Below are 23,204 nucleotides of genomic sequence, written 5' to 3'. Positions count from 1 at the left end.
TGCCACCGGCAGGGTGTGACTATGCCGCCGATCCCCGGGTGAGCCAGGCGATCCAGCCCCCGAAGCCGGTGATCTCGGGCGCTCCCTGCGTCGCGAGGGATTCGCAGAGAAAACCGGGCACCTCACGGCCATCGGAGAGGCGCACCCGACCGATACTCATCGGGGTGGGCAGCGCGGCGACAAACGTCGCGAATCCGGCCGCCGGCAGTCGCCAGAGCTCCCCAGCAATTGCTGCGCCACCCTCGGCAACCCGCACCAAACCGGGCTTGGGCGGCGTGGTCGGCAGGGCAAACAGGGTGTAGTCGGGGGCGGTCGAGACCGGCTCGATCAGTGAGCCTCCGGCGGCGATCAGCTGATGGTTGAGTGGCTGTCCGCTGAGGTGTGCCCCCACCACAACCAGCTCCACCGTGGGAGCGGCGAAGCGCTCGGCCAGCTCGCGCAGCGCGAGGTCGTGGAAGGCCGGTGCCGTGAGCATCACGCCGAACGGGCGCCCGTCCACGGCCCCGGCGGGGATCGCCAGCGCGGACATGTCCAGGAGGTTGGCAAAGTTGGTGAAGCGGCCCATCCTGCTGTTGCCCCCGATCGGGTCCTCGACCAGCTCGGCGAGGGTCGGGTGCCAGGTCGTGGTCGGGGTGAGGAGCGCGTCGGTCCCGGTAAGCAGCGCGCGCGCCCGACTGCCCAGGGTGTCCAGGCGTTCGCGATCCCGGAACAGCTCCACCGCGGTCTTGTGTGCACCGCCAAGCACGATTGCGGCGACCGAGGGATCGAGATCGGTCCCGATCAGGTCCCGGTTCTGCTCGATGTGTTCCCCCACCGCGGCGAAGCGCTCGGCCACAAACGCCCCCTCATAGAGCAGGGCCGCGGCCTCCAGCAGCGGGGCAATGTTGACCTCCACGATCTCCACCCCGGTCGAGGCGAGCCGGGCGACGGCGTCGCCGAAGGCCTCCCGCCAGCCCGCGGCCATGCCGTCCAGATGTTCGGCGGTGGGGATCGCGACCCGCGGGGTGGCGCTCAGCCGGGAGCCAGCGGCGGATGCGACGACCTCGGCCGCGGAGCGTGCCAGCGGATCGAGCCCGTCATCGCCTGCGAGCAGCCGGGCGGTGGTGGATCCGAGACCCAGGTCGCGGGCAAACACGGTGACGCAGTCCAGTGTGCGGCACGCGGGCACCACCCCGGTGGCCGGGATCAGGCCGCGGGTCGGCTTGATCCCGATAATCCCGTTGAGCGCGGCGGGCACCCGGCCCGATCCGGCGGTGTCGGTTCCGAGGGCCAGATCCACGATGCCCAGGGCCACGGCGACCGCGGATCCCGAGCTGGACCCGCCCGAAATCCGGGTGGGATCCCAGGCGTTGCGGACGGCGCCGTACGGGCTGCGTGTCCCGACCAGGCCGGTGGCAAACTGGTCGAGGTTGGTTTTGCCGATCACGATGGCTCCGGCCGCGCGCAGTCGCTCTACGGCGGTGGCGTCGGCCATCGGATCGTAGCGATAGCTGGCCGAACCCGCAGTGGTGGGCAGCCCGGCGACGTCGATATTGTCCTTGACCGCGGCGACCAGACCCGCGAGCGGCAGACGCTCCCCGGCACTCAGTCGCTCCTCGATCCCGGCGGCCTCGGCCAGCACCTCGGCCTCGGCGCGCAGCGAGATCCACACCTCGGGACGATCAACCTCGGCGATGCGTGCGTAGGCCCGGCGAATACGCTGGGTGGGGGTGAAAAACGACATCAGTGTTCTCCCATCAGGGCGAGGAGCACCTGGCCGGGGGTGGCCTGCTCACTCGGGGCGGTGTAAATCTCGACGACGGTGCCGTCGATCGGGGCGAGGACGGAGGATTCCATCTTCATGGCCTCCAGCGCGATCAGCTTGTCCCCGGCACGCACCCGCTGCCCGGGACGCACGTTGAGCTGCCACACGGTTGAGGTGAACGGCGCACTCACCGCGGTCGCTCCGGCGGGGATAACCACCGCATCGGCGGGCGGGGCGGGCTTGGGTTCGGGACGCACGTCAAACTCACCCGAGGCGTGCCAGCGCTCCTTCTCCTCGGCAAAGGCGCGGGCCTGCACCGCGCGGAACTCGGCAATCGAGGACGCGTTGTCGGCGAGGAAGCGCTCGTGATCGGCGATCGCAAAGGTGCCCTCCTCGGTCTCGAAGTGGCCGCGTCCGGCGGCGGTTTCGGCGCGCAGCTCGGTCAGCTCCTCGGGGCTCACCGGGTACCATTCGATCCGGTCGAAGAAGCGCAGCGCCCAGGGGTTTTCGGCGAACAGGCCGCCGCGCTGATAGCGGCTCCAGATCGGCACCGTGCGTCCCACCAGCTGGTAGCCTCCGGGACCCTCCAGCCCGTAGATGCACATGTAGGCGCCGCCGATCCCCACCGAGTTTTCGGCGGTCCAGGTGCGGGCGGGGTTGTACTTGGTGGTGACCAGGCGGTGCCGGGGATCCAGCGGGGTCGCGACCGGTGCGCCGAGGTACACATCCCCGAGACCGAGCACCAGGTAGGTGGCATCGAACACGGTTTTATAAACGTCCTCCGCCGAGCCCAGGCCGTTGATCCGGCGGATGAACTCGATGTTGGACGGGGTCCACGGGGCATCGTTGCGGACGCCGTTCATGTAGCGCTCGATGGCCAGGTTGACCGTGGGATCGTCCCAGGAGAGGGGCAATCGTACGGTACGCGAGGGCACCACAAGCTTCCCGGTTTCGGGAATCTCGGACTCGATTTCGCGCAGCAGCCCGGCCAGTCCGCTCGCGGTGAGGGTGCTCGAATCGGTCTGGATCTGGAGCGAGCGGATCCCCGGGGTGAGCTCACGCACCCCCGCCGGCCGGTTCTCGTTGAGGGTGGTCATCAGCGCGTGCACGCGCATCCGCAGGCCGAGATCCAGGGTCAGGTCGCCGTACTCGACCAGCAGGTTGTCGTCGCCGTCCCGGCGGTAGGTGACCGAGGGGCGTTCGGCGGTGGCCTCCATCCGGCCGATCACCCCGTCATCCCCGTCGCCGCCCGTGCTCAGCACCGTGAGCGAGGCGCGCGCCTCCAGCAGCCCGGCGGCCTCCGATTCCCGGATCGGCACAAAGCGGATGGTGTCGCCCGGGCGCAGCTGACCGAGCTTCCACAGGTCGCCGCTGCCCACCACCGCCGGGCACACAAACCCGCCGAGGCTGGGGCCGTCGGGGCCCAGGATGATCGGGGTGTCCCCGGTGAAGTCGATCGCGCCGACCGCATAGGGGTTGTCGTGAATATTGGAGGGGTGCAGACCGGCCTCGCCGCCGTCGGGGCGGGCCCAGGTGGGGCGCGGACCCTCCAGTCGCACGCCGGTGCGGGCCGAATTGAAGTGCACCACGTAGTCGGTCGCATAGAACACGTCCATGTCCTCCCGGGTGAAGAACTCGGGGGCACCGTGCGGACCCTCGGTCACGCCGATCTGCCAGGTGTGGGTGATCGCCGGGCGTCGGTGTGCGGGGGTCGGGCCGCCGATCAAGCCGAGTCGGGTGCCCGCGGGCAGCGCCGGGTGGGCGGCGTCGGAGTCGGGGGATCCCGGGCGCAGCACATCGCCCGGACGCAGGGCGCGGCCCGCGTGACCGCCAAACCCGCCGAGGGTGAATGTCGAGGCGCTGCCGAGGTAGAGCGGCACATCGAATCCACCCCGAACCGCGAGGTAGGCTCGCTGGCCGGGACCGTTCAGCGCCCCGACCACGAGCACCGAGCCCTGCGCAACCTCGAAGGGTTCCCACATCGGCACGGGCTCACCATCGAGGGTCGCGGTTGCCGGGGCCCCGGTGAGCGCGAGGATCATCGTGGTGCTAAAGCGCAGGGTTGGCCCGGTGGCGGTGATTTCCAGCGCCGGTGCTCCGGCGGGGTTGCCCACCGCGAGGTTGGCCTCGGTGAGGGACACCGTATCCATCGGGCCGCTCGGGGGAACGCCGATCTGCCAGTAGCCGGTGCGGCCGGGAAGGTCCTGGATCGTGGACATCGCTCCGGCCTCCACCACGTCGATGCGCGGATCGGGATCGGTGGTGACATCCAGCGTGGACGTGGAGTGGGTGGCTGCCCGCAGGGAGTCCTCGTCGGTGAGCGCGCGTAGCAGTCCCAGGTTGGTCACGACGCCGTCGATGCGGCTGGCCTCCAACCCCTCGCGCAGCAGGTCGAGGGCCGCCTCGCGGGTGGGGCCGGCGGCGATTACCTTGGCGAGCATCGGGTCGTAGTAGGGGGACACCTCCAGCCCGGTCTCGATCCAGCCGTCGACCCGCACCCCGGCCAGCGGATCGGTTCCGAAGCCGGGGAACACCGCCTGGGTCACCAGGCCCGAGCTGGGCAGGCCGTTCTGTGCGGTGTCCTCGGCGTAGACGCGGGCCTCCACCGCGAATCCGCGCGGCACAAACGCGCGCTCGAAGATCTCGGGGGCACACGCATCCGCGCCATCTCGGGCGAGGGTCAGCATCATCGCCACCAGGTCCACCCCGAACACCTCCTCGGTGACCGGGTGCTCAACCTGCAGCCGGGTATTCACCTCGAGGAAGGCGATCTCCTCGCGAATCGGATCGTAGATGAACTCGACGGTACCCGCGGACCGGTAGGACACCGATTCGGCCAGGGCCCGCGCCGACTCGTGGAGCAGGGTACGCACGTGGTCCGGCAGCGCGGGGGCTGGGGCTTCCTCGATGACCTTCTGATTGCGGCGCTGCAGGGAGCAGTCGCGGTCGCCGATCACGGCCACCCGTCCCTCCCCGTCGCCAAACAGCTGCACCTCGACGTGGCGGGCGGGACGGACCAGGCGCTCCAGGAACACCCCGGCCGACCCGAAGTTTTTCTCTCCCAGCCGGGCCACACTGGCGAAGGCCTCGCGCACCTCCGCGGGGGTGGCACACGCCTGCATCCCGATGCCGCCGCCTCCGCCGGTGGCCTTCACCATGACCGGCAGGCCCACCCGCTCGGCCCACTCGACCGCCTCCTCCGCCGAGGCGAGCAGGCCGCTGCCGGGCAGCATCGGTACCCCGGCGCGCTGGGCCAGCTCGCGGGCCGTGTGCTTTTCGCCGAACGCGGCGATGTGGTCGGCGCTCGGGCCGATGAACCGTATGCCCTCCTCCTCGAGGCGACGGGCAAACTCCAGGTTTTCGGAGAGGAACCCATAGCCGGGGTGCACGGCCCCGACCCCGAGCTCTCGGCAGGCATCGAGGATCTTCTCGATATTGAGGTAGGAGTCCTTGGCCGGTGCCGGGCCCAGATAGACGGCCTCATCAGCCTCGCGAACGTGGGGTGCCGCACGGTCAGCATCGGAGTAGACCGCGACCGTGCGCAGGCCCAGCGCCCGGGCCGAGCGGATGATCCGGCGGGCGATCTCGCCGCGGTTGGCAATCAGGACGGTGTCAAAGGCGGCGCTCATGCGGGGTCCGTTTCGGTCTGGGGGTCGGTGATGATCATGCGCAGGGGGGTGCAGTTGAAGTCGTTGCAGGGGTTGTTCATCTGGGGGCAGTTGGAGACGATTACCAGGACGTCGATCTCGGCGTACAGTGCGACCCGCTTGCCCGGGGCGGACATCCCGTCCACGATTCCCAGCGCCCCGTCGGCCTCGACCGGAACGTTCATAAACCAGTTGATGTTGGACACCAGATCGCGCACCCCGAGCCCGTACCGAGCCCCCTCGGTGAGGAAGTTCTCCCGGCACGCGTGCTGATACTCGGTGTGGAAGCCGTAGCGCAGCGTGTTGGACTCCTTGGAGCAGGCCCCTCCGATGGTGTCCTGACGGTCGATCTCGTTGCCCACCACTCGCATCAACACCCGGCCCTCGCTGGAGTACAGCGACGAACCGGTGCGCAGGTAGGCGTTGCCCGCGGCCGCGAGGGTGTCGGGGACCGAGTATCGTTCGGCGGTGTTCGCGGCGTTGTAGACCAGGAAGTCCGCCGACTGGTTTCCTCCGACATCCACGATGGTGAGTGTCTGTCCGGCCCGAACGATGCCCGACCAGGGGCCGAGCGGGGCGACCGTGTCGTCCAGCACAGTGGGGCCCTCCGCCAGGGGCCCCGAGGGATCGAGGACCGTGTCGGGGGCAAAGACCGCGCCGACCGGAACGGTGGAAGCTGGAATAGCGAGGGGAGTCGATGTCATGGTCAGAGTCCTTGTGCCTGTGCGTAGTCGATCGTGTTGAGGTAGGCCCGGGTGAGCTCGGGCGTGCGGGTAAACCGCTCATCGTCGGGGCCGGTGGGATCGCCCCGCCACGCGTGGATGCGCAGCGGCCCGACCGCGTAGTCGGGGGAGGGGTCCAGCGGATGCGGCACATTGGCTACCAGAATCAGCACCGGCATCTCGGCGATCAGGTCCACGTGGGTCCCCGCTCCGGCACTGCCAACGAACCTCAGCGCACCATCCCCGTCGATTCGTACCCCCTGAAACAGCGAGACCGAGGGCGGTAGATCCCGGGCATCGAGGCCGTGCTTGGCGGCGGCCAGTAGGAAGCGCGAGCGGCCCGAAGGCGTGGGGCCTTCGGCGGCCGAAGCACCGTACTTTTGCCGGGTGGCCGGGTCGGTGGTGGTGCCGCAGAAGGCGTCGTGGTGGCCCGAGGTGTCGGCGGCGATGGTGGCGAGCACACGGCCGTCGCCGGAGAGCAGCGGATGGTCGGTCCCCAGATACGCCTGCCAGGGGATTTTCACGGTGTCGGCGGTGTTGAGGCGCTCGCCGAGGGCTACGGCGTTGAACAGCAGCAGGTGCGCGCAGGCGGATCCGGTGGGATCCTCGAACCGAATCCGGGTCCCGCGGGCCAGCACCCGGTGCGTGTATCCGCCGGGGGCCACGGTCTCCGCCCAGGTGAGGGCCGCGGGATCCACGTCGGCCGGGATAAACGGGGAGGAGGCCGCGGGCCGATACGGCATAAAGGGTGAGGTAAGCGCGGCCCGGGAACGGGCATCGGAACGGGCGTTGTGCACGTGATCGGTCAGGTGTAAGGGGGCGATGGAGGTCATGAATCCGTCACTTTCTGAGGTGGGCCGCTACGCCTGAGTGGGCGTGGTCGGGGCCGGTGAAGCGGGCGTTGCGGAAGCGGTCGGCGCCGTGGGGATCGTCGTGGCGGTGAGGGCCAGATCACTCAGGGCAATCTCCGCGGTGGTGGGCAGGTGGCCGAGCCGGATGACTCCGTCACGTGCATGATTGCGGCGGTGCACCAGTACACCCACCAGCAGCGTTGCCCCGATAAACAGCAGCGCGCTCCACTGCAACCACCAGGTTTCCCCGGTGAGGTCGTAGATTTCCGGGCGGGGCCATGCGAGGTTGATCACCATCGCAATCTGATAGAGCACCGCCAGCACATTGAGGGGCAGCCCCCAGCGTCCCAGCGCAAACAAGGGCTTTCCGTCCTCATTGATCCCACCCGAGTGCCAGTCCCGCGGGGTACGCAGACGGGCAAACAGGAGGGGGACCGTGACGCCGAGGTACGCGAGGTAGAGCATCGCGATACAGAGGCTGGACAGGGCGGTGAAGATCGCGTTGTGTCCGAAGTTCACGGCGAGGGCCAGCGCCGCGCCCACCCCGATCACGATGCTGGTGGCGATCGGGGTCCCGGTGCGCGGGGAGACCCGAGCCAGCGTGCGCCAGAAGGGGAGCGCTCGTTCGCGGGCCATCGAGTAGATCATCCGCGATCCGGAGGTCTGCACGGCGAGGGTGCACGCAAAAACCGCGACCGCGACGGCGACCAGGAGCAACCGGCCAAACACCGGTCCGAGCCGTTCGGTCACCACGTAGGCGATCCCTCCGGCGGCGAGCTTCCCGTCTGACAGGCTGGGGGCGGCCACCAGGGTCGCGATGATCAGCAGCGCACCGCCGAGTCCCGAGACCACCACCGCGTTGATGATGGTTTTGGCGATGGTCTTACGTGGCGCATGGGTTTCCTCGGCAAGCTCCCCGGCGGAGTCAAAGCCCACCAGGACGTAGGCGGCCATCAGCGAGGAGGCCAGAAACGCCCAGATATAGGGGGAGTCCGACGGTGCCGCCCCCTCGGTGGTGAAAACCACGGCGGGGCTGCGGGCGGGCAGCAGGAACAGCGCGGCCACCACGAGAATCAGTCCGATGATCTCCACGATCACGCCGACGCTGGTGGCGAAGGCCATGATGCGCACGCTCAGAATGTTGACGACGGTGGTGATGAACAGCAGGATCACCCCCAGCAGGACCGCGTTCTGGGCTCCGGTATCCGAGGTGAGTGAGGGGTCGGCCCCGGGGCCGCCGATGATTTGGAAGCCGTCCCAGATCGAGGGGAGTACCGCCTGGACGGCGATCGCGGCCACGGCCACGGTCAGTGTCTGCGCAATGATCATGACCCAACCGGTAAACCAGCCAAACGTGGTGCCCGAGAGCCGGCTGGACCACTGGAAGATCGCCCCGGAGATCGGCCAACGCGCGGCGAGCTGGGCGAAGTTCAGGGCAACCAGCAGCTGCCCGGCAAACACCAGCGGCCAGGTCCAGAAGAACGCGGCCCCGCCGAACCCGAATCCCAGCCCGAAGAGCTGAAACACGGTGGTCAGGATCGAAACAAACGAGAATCCCGCGGCAAACGAGGAGAAATGGCCCACGCCGCGGCGCAGCTCCTGGCGGTAGGTGGCGGGGGAATCGGTGATGCTCATGGGTACGGCCTTCCCAAAACAAGAACCTAATACCTGTCATGTGACAGGTACAGTTCTTATCCTGGGTAGCGCGTATTGCCCAGCGATTTCTCAATTGTTAAATCGATGTTCCAGCCGGCAGGAAATATCACATCCGAAATATGGTGCGCAAAAAGCCCCACACGGTAACGTGTGGGGCGGCGACCTGCTCGGTAATGGTGGGCCCGGAGGGGCTCGAACCCTCGACCCGCGGATTAAAAGTCCGATGCTCTGCCAACTGAGCTACAGGCCCAACCCCGCACAGAATTCACGAGTGTGATGCGGTGCGAGGGGAGAACGCTCGAAGAATCCAACGAGCGAACATCATCAGTCTATCGGATCAAACCGGGTGTTCGCCGCCACCACCCGCCGGGATCGCGGAGTACGCTGGAGACCGACTTTATGCGTCCACTCCCGGTGAAAGGATCCAGCCGTCAACGAGTTCCGCAAACCCACCCTGTTCCCCGGACACCTGTTCAGCACGTTTGTCGGGGGGAGTGATCCGGCCGAAACCAGCCGGATCTCCCATGAGACCGCTCATGCGCTGCTTTCGCGTGTGCGCGCGAATCCCGACGCCGACATTCTCGACCGTCTGGTCGCCTACACCGACAACCACGGAATCGAAACCCTCGCCGAGCTGTGGGCGACCGCGCCCGCACGCAGCCTCCCCGGTGCGCTCTGGCGCATCTACCTGTTGCGGGCCCTGATCCGTCAGGATCCGCACACCTCCAGTCTTATCTTCCGCCGTGGATCCGAGGTTATTCCCACCATCGATCCGGTGATCGCCGGTGCCGCGGTCCCCACCAACGTGGAGGAGATTACGACCCTGGCCGATGAGATCCTGCGCGGCGTGTTTGACGGGGACTTTGCAATCGCGCTGGATCGCGCGGCGGCGTACTGTCGGATCAACGCCGCGGGCTGTGTCTCGCTGGCTAACGATGCCGACCCGATCCATCCCGAACGGGCCGAGGGCCTGACCCGGCGGGCGCTGCGCTACAGCACGCTGGGTGATGAGTTGGCCGCGTGTTCCAAACTGTGGCGGAGCGAGTCGCTGGACTAGCCCTCGGATGCGGTTGCGGGCGAAGCGAGCCCGGCGCCGGCTCGCGCAAAACCCCGCTGGCTTCTGCCGCCCGGAGGAGGGCTCGATCCGCGTTTGTGCCTGTTCGCGTAGCGCGAAGACACGCCACAACTCGCGGATTTCTAAGTGAAATCCTCCCCCGAGCGGGGCACAGTCCCACGGACTTTGGTACACTGGCATAGCCGGGCCGCAAAACCCCGGGCTCCAATTTTTGCCGCTGCGAGCGGCCTTCCGCCGAGAGGCGTTTCTGCGGCCTGGCACCTACTTTTAATGCGGGTGATAAATACATGACCCGCACCGCAGCAAAACAGCATCGCCCCCGAATCAGATTCGGGGGCGATGCTGTTTTACTAGTGGAGACTAGAGGGCGTCTACCGAGGAACGACGGCGCTGCAGTCCGAGCAGGCCAACGCCGGCGGCGAGGACCAGGACGGCGATGCCGGGCACCACCGAGGACAGGTCCGAACCGGTTTCGGCCAGGCCGCCACCGGTGGTCGGGTCAAGCTTGACCGTCAGAGTCTGGGCCGGGGAAAGCACCCAATCCTCCTTCTGACTCTGGGACGTAGCGTTGATTGAGATGTTCACGACGCCACGAGCCACATCAGTCTTGGTCACCACGTAGCTTCCGGTGAGGGTGGTCGTGCCCTGCGGAAGGATGCCCTTTTCGACGTCGGGGCCAAAGCTCCGGAAACCGGTTCCGGCAGTCGTCTGTGCGGGTGAGGCAAGAACAGGAATTGCCAGGGTGGTGTTGCCGGTGTTTTTTGCCGCTACCGAATATGTAATGACATCGCCGGCACGTGTGGGTGCGGTGGTGGATGTAACGGTTGCACTGGTGCTCAGGGAGGGAGCCAGGTCGGGCACGGGGAACCGGTGGGCTAGGATCGGGCTGACAACTCCCTTGTCATTGGGGGAGATCCCTCGGATGACCCACGCCTCACCGATGTAGTTGAATGCTTCGTCTCGTGATCCAGTGTAGTCAAAATAGTACTGGTCGAGCACGTTGGTCTGGGTCATCTCGACCGTTTCACCTGCGGCGATGCTGGGGCCAGGGGTGTCCCATGGGTAGCTCGGGTGGATGGCGTTGATAGTCAGGTTCTTCAGATCCATGTCGGTGACATTTGTGATCGTGAAGGTGACTCCGTAGGTCTCACCAACGTCGAGCAGGCCGTTTCCATTGGCGTCAGTGAAGAACCAGTTTGGGACTACCTGAAGTCCGTCCTCAAATTCGCCCCAGGGACCTTCCTCGTACTCCCTCTGAGGCTCGGTACCTTCGCCTTCGCCTTCGCCTTCGCCCTCGTCTTCGGTGGCGGCCTCATCCTCGGTCGGAACCGCGACGTTGCTGGGCTGGGCAGGCTCTTCGGGGGCCGCGGGAGTGGTGGGTGTGGTGGAAACCTCGGGGCTCGGCGTGGAGGTGTCGGTTTCCGTCTCGGAACCCTCGCTGGGCTGAGTCTGATCGGTGGGCGTGGTGCTCGGATCCACCGTGGGTGTGGTGGCTTCATCCTCCGCGAAGGCACTCACCGACGGCACCGGAATCGGTGCGGCGGAGGCCGGAAGGGTGGTGGCCACACCGAGCAGTGCGCCGATAGACAGGACGGAGGCCGCGGTAGCCCAGCGACCCGAGATTTTTGCCATTATTCCCCCATGGAATAGAAGTGATTGATTGATCTCAAAGATACGTGCAACCGGGGACATTTCAGGTCGAAAATAGCGGATTTTTCATAACGTTTGAGCCACGAATGCTCGTTATGTTCCCGCAATCGAATACATTGCCCGAAATCGCCGATAATCAACGCTTTTATGACCCCTGGAGAGGGGGCGCTGAAACGACAAAATGCGCCGATCTCCCCGAGGGAAATCGGCGCATTCTGTAATGGCCATATGGTGGTGGTTGGTTATCCGAAGCGACCCGAAACGTAGTCCTCGGTGGCCTGGACGCCTGGACCTGTGCGGTCTGGGTGCGTGGTTATCCGAAGCGACCCGAAACGTAGTCCTCGGTGGCCTGGACGTTGGGCTGAGTGAAGATCGTGTTGGTGTCGTCGTACTCGATCAGCTTTCCGGGCTGGCCGGTACCGGCGATGTTGAAGAACGCGGTCTTGTCCGAGACGCGGGAGGCCTGCTGCATGTTGTGGGTCACGATCACGATCGTGTACTCCTTCTTCAGCTCCTCCATCAGGTCCTCGATCGCCAGGGTCGAGATCGGGTCCAGCGCGGAACACGGCTCATCCATCAGCAGGATGTCCGGGGAGACCGCGATCGCGCGGGCGATGCACAGACGCTGCTGCTGTCCACCGGACAGGCCCGAGCCGGGACGGTCGAGGCGGTCCTTGACCTCGTTCCAGAGGTTGGCTCCGCGCAGTGACTTCTCCACCAGGTCGTCGGCGTCGGACTTGGAGATGCGGCGGTTGTTGAGCTTCACACCGGCGAGCACGTTCTCCTTGATCGACATGGTCGGGAACGGGTTCGGACGCTGGAACACCATACCCACCTGACGGCGCACGAGCACCGGGTCGACGCCGGGGCCGTACAGGTCGTCACCGTCGATCAGCACCTCGCCCTCGACGCGGGCGCCGGGGATGACCTCGTGCATGCGGTTCAGGGTGCGCAGGAAGGTGGACTTGCCACAACCGGACGGACCGATGAACGCGGTGATGCTGCGCGGCTCAATGGTCAGGGAGACACCCTCCACGGCACGGAACTTGGAGTAGTAGACGTTGAGGTCGCGGACCTCGATGCGCTTAGACACGGACTATTCCTTCGGGTTTCTATCGGGAGAGCTTCGGGGAGAAGATGCGGGCGATCAGGCGACCGAGGAGGTTCAGGGCCATCACGATCAGGATCAGGGTGAGCGCGCCGGTCCAGGCACGGTCGAGGAACTGCTGCGGGTCGGCACCCTGCTGCGAGTACGAGGAGTACACAAACAGCGGGAGGGACATCATCCGGTCGCTGAAGAGGTTGTAGTTCATCGACTGGGTGAATCCGGCCACGATCAGCAGCGGCGCGGTCTCACCGATCACGCGGGCGACCGCGAGCAGCGAACCGGTCACGATACCGGCGAGCGAGGTGGGCAGAACCACCTTGAGGATCGTCAGGTACTTGGGAACACCCAGGGCGAGGGAGGCCTCACGCAGCTCGTTGGGAACCAGCTTGAGCATTTCTTCGGTCGAGCGCACCACCACGGGGATCATCAGCAGCGACAGCGCGATGGATCCGGCGATACCCAGGCGGATGCCGGGACCGAAGATCAGTGCAAACAGGGCGTAGGCGAACAGACCGGCCACGATCGAGGGGATACCGATCATGATGTCGACCATGAAGGTGATCCACTTGGCCAGCTTGCCGCGGCCATACTCGACCAGGTAGATGGCGGTCAGGATACCGATCGGGATCGAGATGATCGCGGTGGCCAGGGTGATCAGCAGGGTTCCCACGATCGCGTGCAGCGCTCCACCGCCGGCGTCGGTGACGTTGCGCATCGAGGTGGTGAAGAACTCCAGGTCGAAGCGGGCGAGGCCCAGGCCGATCGTGGTGGCGGCCACCGAGATCAGCGGCACCAGGGCGAGCAGGAAGGCCAGGGTGACCAGCGAGGTCATCAGACGGTCCTTGGCCTTACGTGAGCCCTCCACAACCAGCGAGAGGAGGTACACCAGGACCACAAACAGGACCGCGGTGACCACCACGATGCCGGGGATCGAGGGGTTGCCCATCAGCAGTGCGATACCGGTGATGATGACCGCGGATCCCAGCAGGACCCAGGCCGGCGTGTAGCGCGGGAGCTTGCCCGCGGTGAGGGCGTTAGCAATCGGGGCGACGGTGGACATTAGTTGGCTCCCGAGAATTCTTTACGACGCGCGACGATGGCTCGAGCAATGAAGTTCACCGCGAAGGTGATCACGAACAGGATCAGACCGGTCGCGATCAGCACGTTGACGCCGGTGCCGTGGGCCTCGGGGAAGTTCAGCGCGATGTTCGAGGCGATGGTGTTGGGGTTCTCGGACTGCAGCAGCACAAAGGAGATCACGGTGCTGGGCGAGAGAACCATGGCGACGGCCATGGTTTCACCGAGCGCGCGGCCGAGGCCAAGGATCGAGGCGGACACCAGGCCGGAGCGGCCGAAGGGCAGCACTGCCATCTTGACCATTTCCCAGCGGGTGGCACCGAGGGCCAGGGCGGCCTCCTCGTGCAGCTTGGGGGTCTGCAGGAATACTTCGCGGGCCATCGCGGTGATGATCGGCAGGATCATCACGGCGAGCACAATCGCGACGGTAAGGATGGTGCGTCCGGTACCCGAAACCGGGCCGGAGAAGAGCGGGAACCAACCGAGGTTGTCGGTCATCCAGGCGTACACCGGCTGCACGGCCGGAGCCAGGACCTTGATGCCCCAGAGACCAAAGACCACCGAGGGAACGGCGGCGAGCAGGTCGATCACGTAGGCGAGACCCTGAGCCAGGCGGCGCGGTGCGTAGTGGGAGATGAACAGTGCGATTCCCACGGCCAGCGGAACGGCGATCAACAGGGCGAGGAACGCGGCCCAGACCGTACCGAAGGCGAGCGGACCAACGTAGGTCCAGAAGTTTGAGGGGGAGCCCTTGAGCTCGGTGGTGTCGGCGCCGAGGGCGGGGATTGCTTCAACGATCAGGAAGATGGCCACCGCGGCCAGGGCCACGAGGATGAGGCTTCCAGCGATCAGGGTACTCCGGGCGAAAACGCGGTCACCCAGACGGATGACGGGTTTAGGCCGTTCGGTTTGAGTGGTCATAGTCGACGGTGCCCTCGGCTCCTTGTCTCGCCGTCGTGGCCCGGCCAAAAGGCCGGGCCACGACGAGTGTGATGTGGGGTGTTACTTGATGCTTCCGACGGCGGTAGCAACCTTCTTGGAGAGGTCAGCCGACAGCGGTGCGTTTCCGGCCTTCTCGGCGGCAGCCTTCTGGCCGGCCTCGGAGGTGATGTACTCGAGGTACGCCTTGGTCAGGGTGCCCTGAGCCGGGTCCTTGTAGGTCTCGCAGGCGATGGCGTAGGAGACCAGGACGATCGGGTAGTGGGTCGCGTCGGTGGTCTTGCGGTCCAGCTTGATGGCCAGATCGTTGGCTCCACGGCCCTCAACCAGCGGCGACTCTGCGACGACGGCGGCTGCGGCCTCGGCCGAGTAACCGACGAACTTGTCGCCAACCTTGACCTTGACCACGCCCAGCTTGCCGGCGCGCGAGGCGTCGGCGTAACCGATCATGTTGGTGCCGTTGGTCACGGCGTCAACCACGCCCGAGGTGCCCTGAGCACCCTCGCCACCGGTGTACGGGAAGTCGTCAGCCGGCTTCTCGGTCCACACGTCGGGAGCGTTCTGGTTCAGGTAGTCGGCGAAGTTCTTGGTGGTACCCGAAGCGTCCGAGCGGTGCACGGCGTTGATCTTGGCGTCGGGGAGCTTAGCGTCCTTGTTCAGGGCGACGATCGCGGGGTCGTTCCACTGGGTGATCTTGCCCGAGAAGATGCCGGCCAGGGTGGCGGCGTCCAGGTTCAGGTCCTTGACTCCGTCAACGTTGAAGATCACGGCGATCGGGGAGATGTAGACGGGGATGTCGATGGCCTTGGTGTCTGCCTTGCAGGTACCGAAGGAACCGGCGAGCTCCTCATCCGAGAGGGCCGAGTCGCTACCGGCGAATGCGGCGCCACCGGCGATGAAGGCCTTACGGCCAGCACCCGAACCGGACGGGTCGTAGTTCACGGTGACCTTCTCGTTGGCGGTCTGGAAACCGGCACCCCAGGTGGTCTGAGCGGTGCCCTGGCTCGAAGCGCCAACGCCGACAAGCTCACCGGAGAGGTTGCTGGCCGCGGGGGAGTCGGAGGCCGACCCGGATGCCGAGGGCGAGCCCTCGTTCGCTGCACACGAGGTGAGGGCGAGGGCGGTGATCGCGGCGACAACCGAGACGCGCGCTACCGAAGAAAACTTCACGGGTACTTCCATTCATAGTGGATTCGGGGCGAGCCTGCTGTCGGCTCACCGCCGAGGCTATGCCGCGATAGTGACAAGCATGCCGCGCGTTGGTGAACGGGAGGTTAACTCGGGTGAACGGTTGGTGCCGCACCGCGTGATCTCGCGGCGGCCATTTTTACGATCTTGCCGAGCGTTTACCTAACGGTAGGAATCCGGCCGTTGCCGGTACATCCTAGATGCACGACATAGCCCGCGTCATCGAGATGACGCGGGCTATGAGCTTGGTGAAGATTAGACCGGATTGGGGTGGGTCTCGATCGAGATGATGCCCGAACTCGGGTTGGTGGCCGAGAGGTGGACCACCGAGAAGTCGCCCGGGGCGAGGTCTGCGGCCGAACGGATGTAGCTGCCGGTCACGCTGCCGGTGGCTAGCGCGATCTCGCGCAGGAGCTCGGGAACCAGGGGCAGGTGTGAGCAGATCACCGCGTTTTTGCCGGCGCTGACACGCTTGCCGATGATGCTGCGCGGGTCCGCGCGGTCCTCCTCGAAGGCGTCCTGGCTGATTTTGCCACTGCGTTTGGGGGTGATCCCGGTGGCTGCTGCAAGCGGGGCAACCGTGGTGACACAGCGGACGGCGTCGCTGGTGACGATCTTTCGCGGTCCAAACGCGGCGATCATCGGAACCACCGCCTGGGCCTGGTCGAGCCCGCGCGGGGTCAACGGACGCCCGGCATCGGTGCCGTCCCCCGCGGAGGGGGAGGCCGCCTTGGCATGGCGCAGCACCGTGATTGAGAAGGTGTGGGTCACACCCTCGGCCACGAGCTTCTCAAACACGTCCACGATTTCGACATCGTGTGCGTAGGTGAGATAGGTGCGCGCCTTCTTCAGGGTGACCCATTCGATGGCCGCCACCTCGCGGTTCGGGCGGAACTGTGAGGTGCGGATCGCCTCATCGCTGACAAACGCCGCCCAGTAGTGCACCACCTTGGTTTTGCCCGAGGGCAGCAGGTAGCGGCTCATCCCGAGCGGCACTCCGAGGTTGACCGACAGGCCGGTCTCCTCACCAATTTCGCGGACGGCCGTCTGCGGAAGGGTTTCGCCGGGATCTACCTTGCCCTTGGGGATGGTGACATCCCCATAGGCAGTGCGGTGGATGACGAGGACATGGACCTTGCCCTCGATCAGGCGCCAGCACAGGGCTCCGGCGGCATATACGGCTTTGTTCACCTACGGTTCCTCGGACGTCGACGATGGGTAATCTGCTGCAACAGCTTATCCTGCAGATCATCCAGCGGCGCACCCGTGTCGTCGAACGCATGCCGGATCCACTCACCATCGGCCTGCAGATCCCAGGCTCCGGTCTGGTCGTCCATGGCCAGGTCAAACAGCTCGGTGATCTCGGCGATGTGACCGGGATCCACCAGGCGCACCAGGGCCTCGACGCGGCGATCCAGGTTGCGGTGCATCATGTCGGCGCTGCCGATGAACAGGTGCTGATCGCCATCGTTGACAAACGAGAAGATGCGCGAGTGCTCCAGATAGCGACCGAGGATCGAGCGCACCCGGATGTTTTCGCTAAGCCCGGGAACACCCGGCATCAGCCCGCAGATGCCGCGCACCCAGACCTCAACCGGAACTCCGGCCTGGCTGGCCCGGTACAGCGCGTCGATGATGGCCTCATCCACGATCGAGTTGACCTTGATCCGGATGCCGCTGGGCTTGCCCTCAAGCGCGTTGCGACGCTCGGTGTCGATGTGCTTCAGCAGTCCCTTACGCAGGTGCAGCGGTGCCACCAGCAGGCGCTTGAACTTCTTCTCGATCGCGTAGCCGGAGAGCTCGTTGAACAGACGGGTGAGGTCACGGCCAACCTGCGGGTCGGCGGTCAGCAGCCCGAAGTCCTCGTAGATACGCGAGGTCTTGGGGTTGTAGTTTCCGGTACCGATGTGGCTGTAGGACACCAGCGATCCGTTTTCCTCACGGATGACGTGGGCAAGCTTGCAGTGGGTCTTCAGCCCGACCAGACCGTAGACCACGTGCACGCCGGCCTTTTCCAGCTTGCGCGCCCAGGTGATGTTCGCCTGCTCGTCAAAGCGCGCCTTAACCTCAACCAGCGCGAGCACCTGCTTGCCGGCCTCGGCCGCGCGAATCAGGGCCTCCACGATGGGGGAGTCGCCCGAGGTGCGATACAGGGTCTGCTTGATTGCCAGCACGTGCGGGTCCGAGGCCGCCTGCTCCAGGAAGGCCTGGACGCTGGTCGCGAAGGACTCATACGGGTGGTGCAGCAGCACGTCGCCGCGGGCGATGACCTCGAAGAAGTCGACCTTGCTGTTGGAATCCGAGGGGGCCAGTGCGGCGGCCGTGGTGGGCAGGCGCTTGGGGTAGTGCAGGTCCGGACGGTCGGCCCCGGCCAGGCTAAACAGCCCGCCCAGGTCCAGCGGTGCCGGCAGACGGTAGATCTCCTGATCGGTGATGTCGAGTTCGCGCACCAGCAGGCCCAGGGTGACCGGGTCCATATCGGCGCTGACCTCGAGCCGGATCGGCGGCCCGAAGCGGCGACGCAGCAGCTCGCGTTCGAGGGCCTGGATGAGGTTCTCGGACTCGTCCTCCTCGATCACCACGTCCTCGTTTCGGGTCACCCGGAACACGTGGTGTTCGAGGATCTCCATGCCCGGGAAGAGGTCGCCGAGGTGGCTGGAAATGACGTCCTCCAGCGAGATGAACCGCGCCGAACGCAGCGTCTCGGTGGGGTCCACCCGGATGAAGCGCGGCAGCATCTGCGGCACCTTGAGCCGGGCAAATTCCTGGCGACCGGTCTTGGTGTTGCGGATCCGCACGGCCAGGTTGATCGAGAGCCCCGAAATATAGGGGAACGGGTGGGCGGGGTCCACCGCGAGCGGCATCAGGATCGGGAACAGCTGATCGGCAAAGTAGTTGTCGATTCGGCCGTGATCGGCCTCATCCAGATCCTCCCAGGTGACCACGCTGATACCCGCCCGGGCAAGATCCGGGGATACCAGGTCGCGCCAGGCTCGGGCATGACGCTCCTGCAGCTCGTGGGCGGCAATGGAGATATCGTTCAGCACGTCTGCCGGGGAGCGACCCACGTTGGTCGGCACGGCCAGGCCGGTCAGGATGCGCCGCTTGAGACCGGCGACGCGCACCATGAAGAACTCGTCCAGGTTGGAGGCGAAAATGGCGAGGAAGTTTGCCCGCTCCAGCACCGGAAGCGAGGCATCTTCGGCCAGCTCCAGGACACGCTGGTTGAACGCGAGCCAGCTCAGCTCGCGGTCGAGGTAACGCTCCTCGGGGAGCGAGGGGTCGGATTCGTCCAGTACCGCGTCGAAGTCATCATCGTCGCCGCCGAGTCCGCTATAGAGAGCCACGTTTTCTTCAGCCATTTCCCCATCTTGGCAGGTTATTTAGCGCGCCGCGCGGGAAATCTGTGAACGTTGTGAAAACTTCGTAGCGAATCTAAACCCGTGGACGGTGGTACTGCACGTCGATCGTGTCGGTCTCATAACCCATCGAGCGATAGAGGCCCAGCGCCCCCGGATTGGAGTCGTCCACATACAGGCTGGTGGTGGTCAGACCCAGCTCGCCAAAACGCGCCAGTCCGGCGTTCATCAGGCGTCTGCCCAGGCCCTGACCGGCGGTTTCCGGGGCCACACCGAGGACGTAGATTTCCCCGTCGGTGTCGCCGGGAATCACCTTCAGCCAGTTGTAGCCGATCAGATGACCGGTTTCATCGCGCACCAGCAGGAAGTTTTCGGGGTCGAACCAGTCCTCGTGGGTGCGGGCGTCGAGGTCTGCGCGCAGCAGGGCACCCTGCTCGGGATGGTCGCGGAAAACCCGGGCATTCAGGGTGACCCAGTCGTCGGCGTCGCGTTCGGCACGGAACGTGGAGATCAGCGGATCGATCGTCACCGGGCCCGGAGCCTCGGGTTCCAGCTCGCGCTCCAGCCGGTACAGCACGCGTGCACGCTCAAATTCGTGGGTGCGGGCCAGGGCGGCGGCGGCCGGGTGATCGCCGTGAGCCCAGGCCGAGACCAGACCTGCCCCAGAGTTTCCTGCCAGAACCTCGCCGATCAGGGCGGTGCCGTGGCCGTGGCCGCGGTGGGCCGGATCGATAACCGCCTCGAAGCCCACGCCGTCGATGATTGCGGCACCCAGCAGGGTTTCCTCGTTGTCTTCGAGGGTCGCCAGACGGGCGGTTCCGGCGGCCAGCGCGAGGCGGGACTGATCATTGAACGGGGGCTGATTGTCGGCCTCCTGCGCGTGCCGGATCAGTGTCTCAAGCGCCTCGGTGATCTCTCCCGCATCGCGGTTGGTACGGATCTGGCGGTTCACGCGTCCTCCCCGGTGCCCTCTTCGGCGAGGTTGAAACGGTACCCAACGTTGCGGATGGTCACGATCAGCTGCTCCATGTCACCCAGCTTGGCGCGCAGGCGTCGAATATGTACGTCGACGGTGCGGGTGCCACCGAAGTAGTCGTAGCCCCACACCTCGCTCAGAAGCTGTTCGCGGGTGAACACTCGGCCCGGGTTTCCAACAAAAAACCGCAGGAGCTCAAATTCTTTATAAGTGAGATCCAGCGGTCTTCCCTGAACGCGGGCGGAGTACGACGATTCGTCGATGGTCACGCCGGAGGTTTGCAGCGGCGAGGCCACGGTGGGCGCGGGCGTGCGTCCGATACACAGTCGAAGGCGGGCGTCCAGCTCGGCCGGGCCCACCCCGTCCAGCAGCAAATCGTCGACACCCCAGTCGGAGGTGACCACCGAGAGGCCGCCCTCGGTGAGGACCAGAAGCAGTGGAATCTCGGCGAATCCCGAGTGCAGGATCTTGCACAGCGCACGGGCGGAGGCCAGGTCGCGGCGGCCATCCACCACCAGGACATCGGCCTCGACACCGGCCATGACCTGGTCGGCGCGGGCGGGTACCTGACGCACCCGGTGTTGCAGCAGCCCGAGCGCGGGTAACACCTCGGTGTCGGTCTGACTGGTCAGAATCAAGAGTCGTGCCACGGGTTCCTCCGCCAAAGATGTAGGGCTATCCTACTGTTTCTTCCGGGGAACTCGGGACCATACCCGGCTGGGGCGTGGCTGCGAAGCTGAGGATCGGGCGTTTGGAATGGTGCCCGGGCGGGTGATCAGGCACAATGGCAGAATGAGCCAATTTGATCAGGTTGCCCTGCCGCGCCGCCGTGACATCGTTGTGGTGTGGGTAGTTTCCCTGGTTGCGGCGATCCTGATTTGGATCTTCGCCCCCGGCGTCACCGCCTTCTCCTGGCTTGCCGTGGCACTGGCCGTGGTCACCATGCTGAGTTTTGTCATTCAGCTGCGCGGCGGCCGAAAGACCGGCTTCATCGACCGCGTCACCATCAGCATCGCCGGCTCCGTCGTGATTCTTGGTGTGATGAGTGCGCTGATGGGGATCGGCAAGCTACTCCCCGCCGCCTAGCCGGATTTCGATCGGGTAAGAAGGTTGATCCTCGCGGGCTGCGGGATAGACTGGAGCCATGCTCGCACTTGAACTGTTTTTCATCGGTCTGCTCTGCCTGGCATCGCTGGCGATTGTCTACACGGCAGGCGTCGTTGTGTACAACCTGTACCGCGGTCAGCGCTAGGTTCTCGAATGATTGAAATTCCGACCGGTCTGCCGGCCGAGATCGTTCCGCTGTCCTGGCTGCTCGGCGTCTGGGAGGGCACCGGCGTGCTGTCCTATCCCGTGGGTGATGAGCGGGTGGAGCGTGAATTTCGTCAGCGGGTGAGCTTCAGCCACGACGGACAGTCGTACCTGAACTACAGCTCGCAGGCCTGGATTCTTGGCGGAGAGCCCGCGGCCCCCGGCGTTGTCGGGTTTGCCGATGTGGCAGCGGACGCCGATGCCGATTCCGCAGATGTTGATTCCGTGGATCCGGATGCCGCCGACCCGTCGGAGACCGTGGCTGAGATTCTGCCGCTCGCGGCGGAGACCGGCTACTGGCGTTTGCACCGTCCGCTGACCCCCGGTGACGCCGGCCCGGCAATGCTGCCCGCCCGCGCGGATGCCCCCTATACCGATGCCGAGAGCGTCGAGACCCTGCGTAATGACGCCGGCGGTTTCGATATTCAAGCCTCGATCATCCACCCGGATGGCGTGAGCGAGCTGTACCTGGGCCAGATCGTTGGCCCGCGGATCGATCTGGCGACCGATGCGGTGCTGCGTGCGGCCGGAAGCAAGGATTACACCGCGGCGACGCGGATGTATGGGCTGGTGGACAACCACCTGCTCTGGGCGTGGGACATCGCCGCGCTGGGTCAGGAATTGACCTCGCACGCGTCCGCACGTCTCGCGAAGGTCGACTAGGTGACCTCGCTCCCGCGGACCCCGTTTGCCTCACTGCCCGGCGCGATTGTGCCCGAGGCCGTGGCACCGTCGGATGCGTTTACCGCGGATTCCACGCCGGCGGGTCACGCGGACCGGGCGATCACCGAGGCAACACGCGGACCGGGCGACCCCGGCGTGCCCGCGCACTACGGCAATCCGTTGCGGGAGCAGCGCGTGCTGGATGCAGGCAAGGCGCTGGTGGACCTGTCCACCCGCACCGTTCTTGAACTGCGGGGCGAGGACCGACTGACCTGGTTGAACTCGATCACCTCGGGTTTGGTCACCGCCCTGGCCGTGGGCGATTCGGGGGAGACCCTGGTGCTCAGCCCGCAGGGGCGGATCGAGCATGCGGCCGGCCTCATCGATGATGGGGTGTCGCTGTGGCTGCTGCCGGAGTCTTCTTCGGCCGAGGCTCTGGTGTCCTGGCTGCTCAAGATGCGATTCCGCGCCCGGGTGGAGATCCTGGACCGCACCGAAGACCTCGCGGTGATCGGCCTGCTGGAGCGAGACGGTGGCATTGCCCTCGAAGCGCTGCCCGCCGCCGCACCGAACGGTGTGCCGCTGATCTGGCGCGACCCGTGGACCCACGTGGTAGACGGGGGCTGGCAGTACTCCCGCCCGGAAACTCACCCGGGAGTGGACTTCACCTGGCGTGAGGTGCTTGTGCCGCGCTCGGCCCTGGCCGAGGTCGCCGCCGCGCACCCGGCCGCCGGTTCGCTCGCGGCCGAGGCGCTGCGGGTTGCCGCGTGGCGTCCGCGAGAGCTGAGCGAGGTCGACGATCACGCGATCCCGCATGAGACCGACTGGCTGCGCTCCGCCGTGCACCTCAACAAGGGGTGCTACCGCGGTCAGGAAACCATCGCCAAGGTGCACAACCTCGGCCACCCGCCGCGCCGATTTGTCCAGCTGCACCTGGACGGTTCGGAGGGCTTCCTGCCCGAACCCGGTGCCGAGATCCGCGCTTTCCGCGACGGTGAACCACGCATTGTGGGTAAGGTCACCTCGGTGGCCAACCACTATGAGTTTGGTCCGATCGCCCTCGGCCTGATTCGCCGTGCCGTGGACCCCGCCATCGAGCTGGAGGTTGCGCGTCCCGTTGGGGAAAACGAGGAACCCGGGTGGCTGGCTGCCGCCCAGGAAATCATTGTCCCGAGTGACGCCGGCTCGGTCGCCGACATCCCGCGCCTGCCGCGCATCGGCGGCCGCCGAGCGTAGTG

At 66.0% G+C, this 23,204-nt stretch carries 18 protein-coding genes and 1 tRNA gene; 4 read left to right on the top strand and 15 right to left on the bottom strand.

Going from position 1 to position 23,204, the window contains the following annotated elements:
* Positions 1–19 precede the first annotated feature (19 nt).
* From atzF to D9V34_RS02665, 6 genes are all read right to left on the bottom strand, one after another.
* The gene (gene atzF / locus D9V34_RS02690) at positions 20–1,723 is read right to left on the bottom strand and encodes an allophanate hydrolase (protein ID WP_121687397.1); all 1,704 of its coding nucleotides are present in this window, start codon (positions 1,721–1,723) and stop codon (positions 20–22) included.
* The gene (gene uca / locus D9V34_RS02685; protein WP_121687396.1) at positions 1,723–5,373 is read right to left on the bottom strand and encodes an urea carboxylase; all 3,651 of its coding nucleotides are present in this window, start codon (positions 5,371–5,373) and stop codon (positions 1,723–1,725) included. The genes atzF and uca overlap by 1 nt, the downstream gene beginning before the upstream one ends.
* Entirely contained in the window at positions 5,370–6,095 is a 726-nt protein-coding gene (locus D9V34_RS02680; RefSeq protein ID WP_121687395.1) for an urea amidolyase associated protein UAAP2, read from the bottom strand. The genes uca and D9V34_RS02680 overlap by 4 nt, the downstream gene beginning before the upstream one ends.
* 2 nt (positions 6,096–6,097) lie before the next feature.
* Positions 6,098–6,946 carry an urea amidolyase associated protein UAAP1 gene (locus D9V34_RS02675; protein ID WP_121687394.1) on the bottom strand — a complete coding sequence of 283 codons (849 nt, stop codon included), beginning with the start codon at positions 6,944–6,946 and terminating at the stop codon, positions 6,098–6,100.
* 27 nt (positions 6,947–6,973) lie between these two features.
* Positions 6,974–8,599, bottom strand: a complete 1,626-nt coding sequence (locus tag D9V34_RS02670; RefSeq protein ID WP_121687393.1) for an APC family permease — start codon at positions 8,597–8,599, stop codon at positions 6,974–6,976.
* Positions 8,600–8,794: 195 nt separating this feature from the next.
* A tRNA-Lys gene (locus D9V34_RS02665) sits at positions 8,795–8,870 on the bottom strand.
* 303 nt (positions 8,871–9,173) lie between these two features.
* Between D9V34_RS02665 and D9V34_RS02660 the strand changes: the two genes are divergently transcribed.
* A complete protein-coding gene (locus D9V34_RS02660) occupies positions 9,174–9,677 on the top strand; it encodes a DNA-directed RNA polymerase subunit beta (RefSeq protein ID WP_245601250.1) in 504 nt (167 codons plus the stop codon).
* A gap of 378 nt (positions 9,678–10,055) precedes the next feature.
* Here D9V34_RS02660 and D9V34_RS02655 read toward each other — a convergent pair whose 3' ends face one another.
* The 9 genes from D9V34_RS02655 to D9V34_RS02615 all read right to left on the bottom strand — a co-directional run bounded on the left by D9V34_RS02655 (position 10,056) and on the right by D9V34_RS02615 (position 20,642).
* Positions 10,056–11,327: a DUF7507 domain-containing protein gene (locus tag D9V34_RS02655; protein ID WP_183091814.1), complete on the bottom strand. Its 1,272-nt coding sequence runs from the start codon at positions 11,325–11,327 to the stop codon at positions 10,056–10,058.
* A 331-nt stretch (positions 11,328–11,658) separates the two neighbouring features.
* Positions 11,659–12,438 carry a phosphate ABC transporter ATP-binding protein PstB gene (gene pstB / locus D9V34_RS02650; RefSeq protein WP_030148172.1) on the bottom strand — a complete coding sequence of 260 codons (780 nt, stop codon included), beginning with the start codon at positions 12,436–12,438 and terminating at the stop codon, positions 11,659–11,661.
* A 19-nt stretch (positions 12,439–12,457) separates the two neighbouring features.
* On the bottom strand, positions 12,458–13,513 hold the full coding sequence (gene pstA / locus D9V34_RS02645; protein ID WP_121687391.1) for a phosphate ABC transporter permease PstA: 1,056 nt from the start codon (positions 13,511–13,513) through the stop codon (positions 12,458–12,460).
* Entirely contained in the window at positions 13,513–14,451 is a 939-nt protein-coding gene (gene pstC, locus D9V34_RS02640) for a phosphate ABC transporter permease subunit PstC (protein ID WP_121687390.1), read from the bottom strand. Before pstC ends, pstA begins: the two co-directional genes overlap by 1 nt.
* 81 nt (positions 14,452–14,532) lie before the next feature.
* Complete coding sequence (gene pstS / locus D9V34_RS02635) at positions 14,533–15,639, bottom strand: phosphate ABC transporter substrate-binding protein PstS (RefSeq protein WP_121687389.1); 1,107 nt, start codon at positions 15,637–15,639, stop codon at positions 14,533–14,535.
* Between the two features lie 273 nt (positions 15,640–15,912).
* A complete protein-coding gene (locus D9V34_RS02630; protein WP_121687388.1) occupies positions 15,913–16,848 on the bottom strand; it encodes an NUDIX hydrolase in 936 nt (311 codons plus the stop codon).
* Entirely contained in the window at positions 16,845–19,019 is a 2,175-nt protein-coding gene (locus tag D9V34_RS02625) for an RNA degradosome polyphosphate kinase (RefSeq protein WP_121687387.1), read from the bottom strand. Before D9V34_RS02625 ends, D9V34_RS02630 begins: the two co-directional genes overlap by 4 nt.
* 73 nt (positions 19,020–19,092) lie before the next feature.
* Entirely contained in the window at positions 19,093–19,968 is an 876-nt protein-coding gene (gene mshD, locus D9V34_RS02620) for a mycothiol synthase (protein ID WP_121687386.1), read from the bottom strand.
* The gene (locus tag D9V34_RS02615; protein ID WP_121687385.1) at positions 19,965–20,642 is read right to left on the bottom strand and encodes a winged helix-turn-helix transcriptional regulator; all 678 of its coding nucleotides are present in this window, start codon (positions 20,640–20,642) and stop codon (positions 19,965–19,967) included. Before D9V34_RS02615 ends, mshD begins: the two co-directional genes overlap by 4 nt.
* Positions 20,643–20,784: 142 nt before the next feature.
* On the opposite strand from D9V34_RS02615, the gene D9V34_RS02610 reads away from it, so the two are divergent.
* The 3 genes from D9V34_RS02610 to ygfZ all read left to right on the top strand — a co-directional run bounded on the left by D9V34_RS02610 (position 20,785) and on the right by ygfZ (position 23,202).
* On the top strand, positions 20,785–21,078 hold the full coding sequence (locus D9V34_RS02610) for a hypothetical protein (protein WP_121687384.1): 294 nt from the start codon (positions 20,785–20,787) through the stop codon (positions 21,076–21,078).
* A 174-nt stretch (positions 21,079–21,252) separates the two neighbouring features.
* Positions 21,253–21,966: a heme-binding beta-barrel domain-containing protein gene (locus D9V34_RS02605; protein ID WP_121687383.1), complete on the top strand. Its 714-nt coding sequence runs from the start codon at positions 21,253–21,255 to the stop codon at positions 21,964–21,966.
* A gap of 120 nt (positions 21,967–22,086) precedes the next feature.
* On the top strand, positions 22,087–23,202 hold the full coding sequence (gene ygfZ, locus D9V34_RS02600; protein ID WP_121687818.1) for a CAF17-like 4Fe-4S cluster assembly/insertion protein YgfZ: 1,116 nt from the start codon (positions 22,087–22,089) through the stop codon (positions 23,200–23,202).
* Positions 23,203–23,204 lie beyond the last annotated feature (2 nt).

Source organism: Mycetocola lacteus, assembly GCF_003667575.1.
Taxonomy (GTDB): Bacteria; Actinomycetota; Actinomycetes; order Actinomycetales; family Microbacteriaceae; genus Mycetocola; species Mycetocola lacteus.
This window is presented reverse-complemented; position numbering and strand designations above follow the sequence as displayed.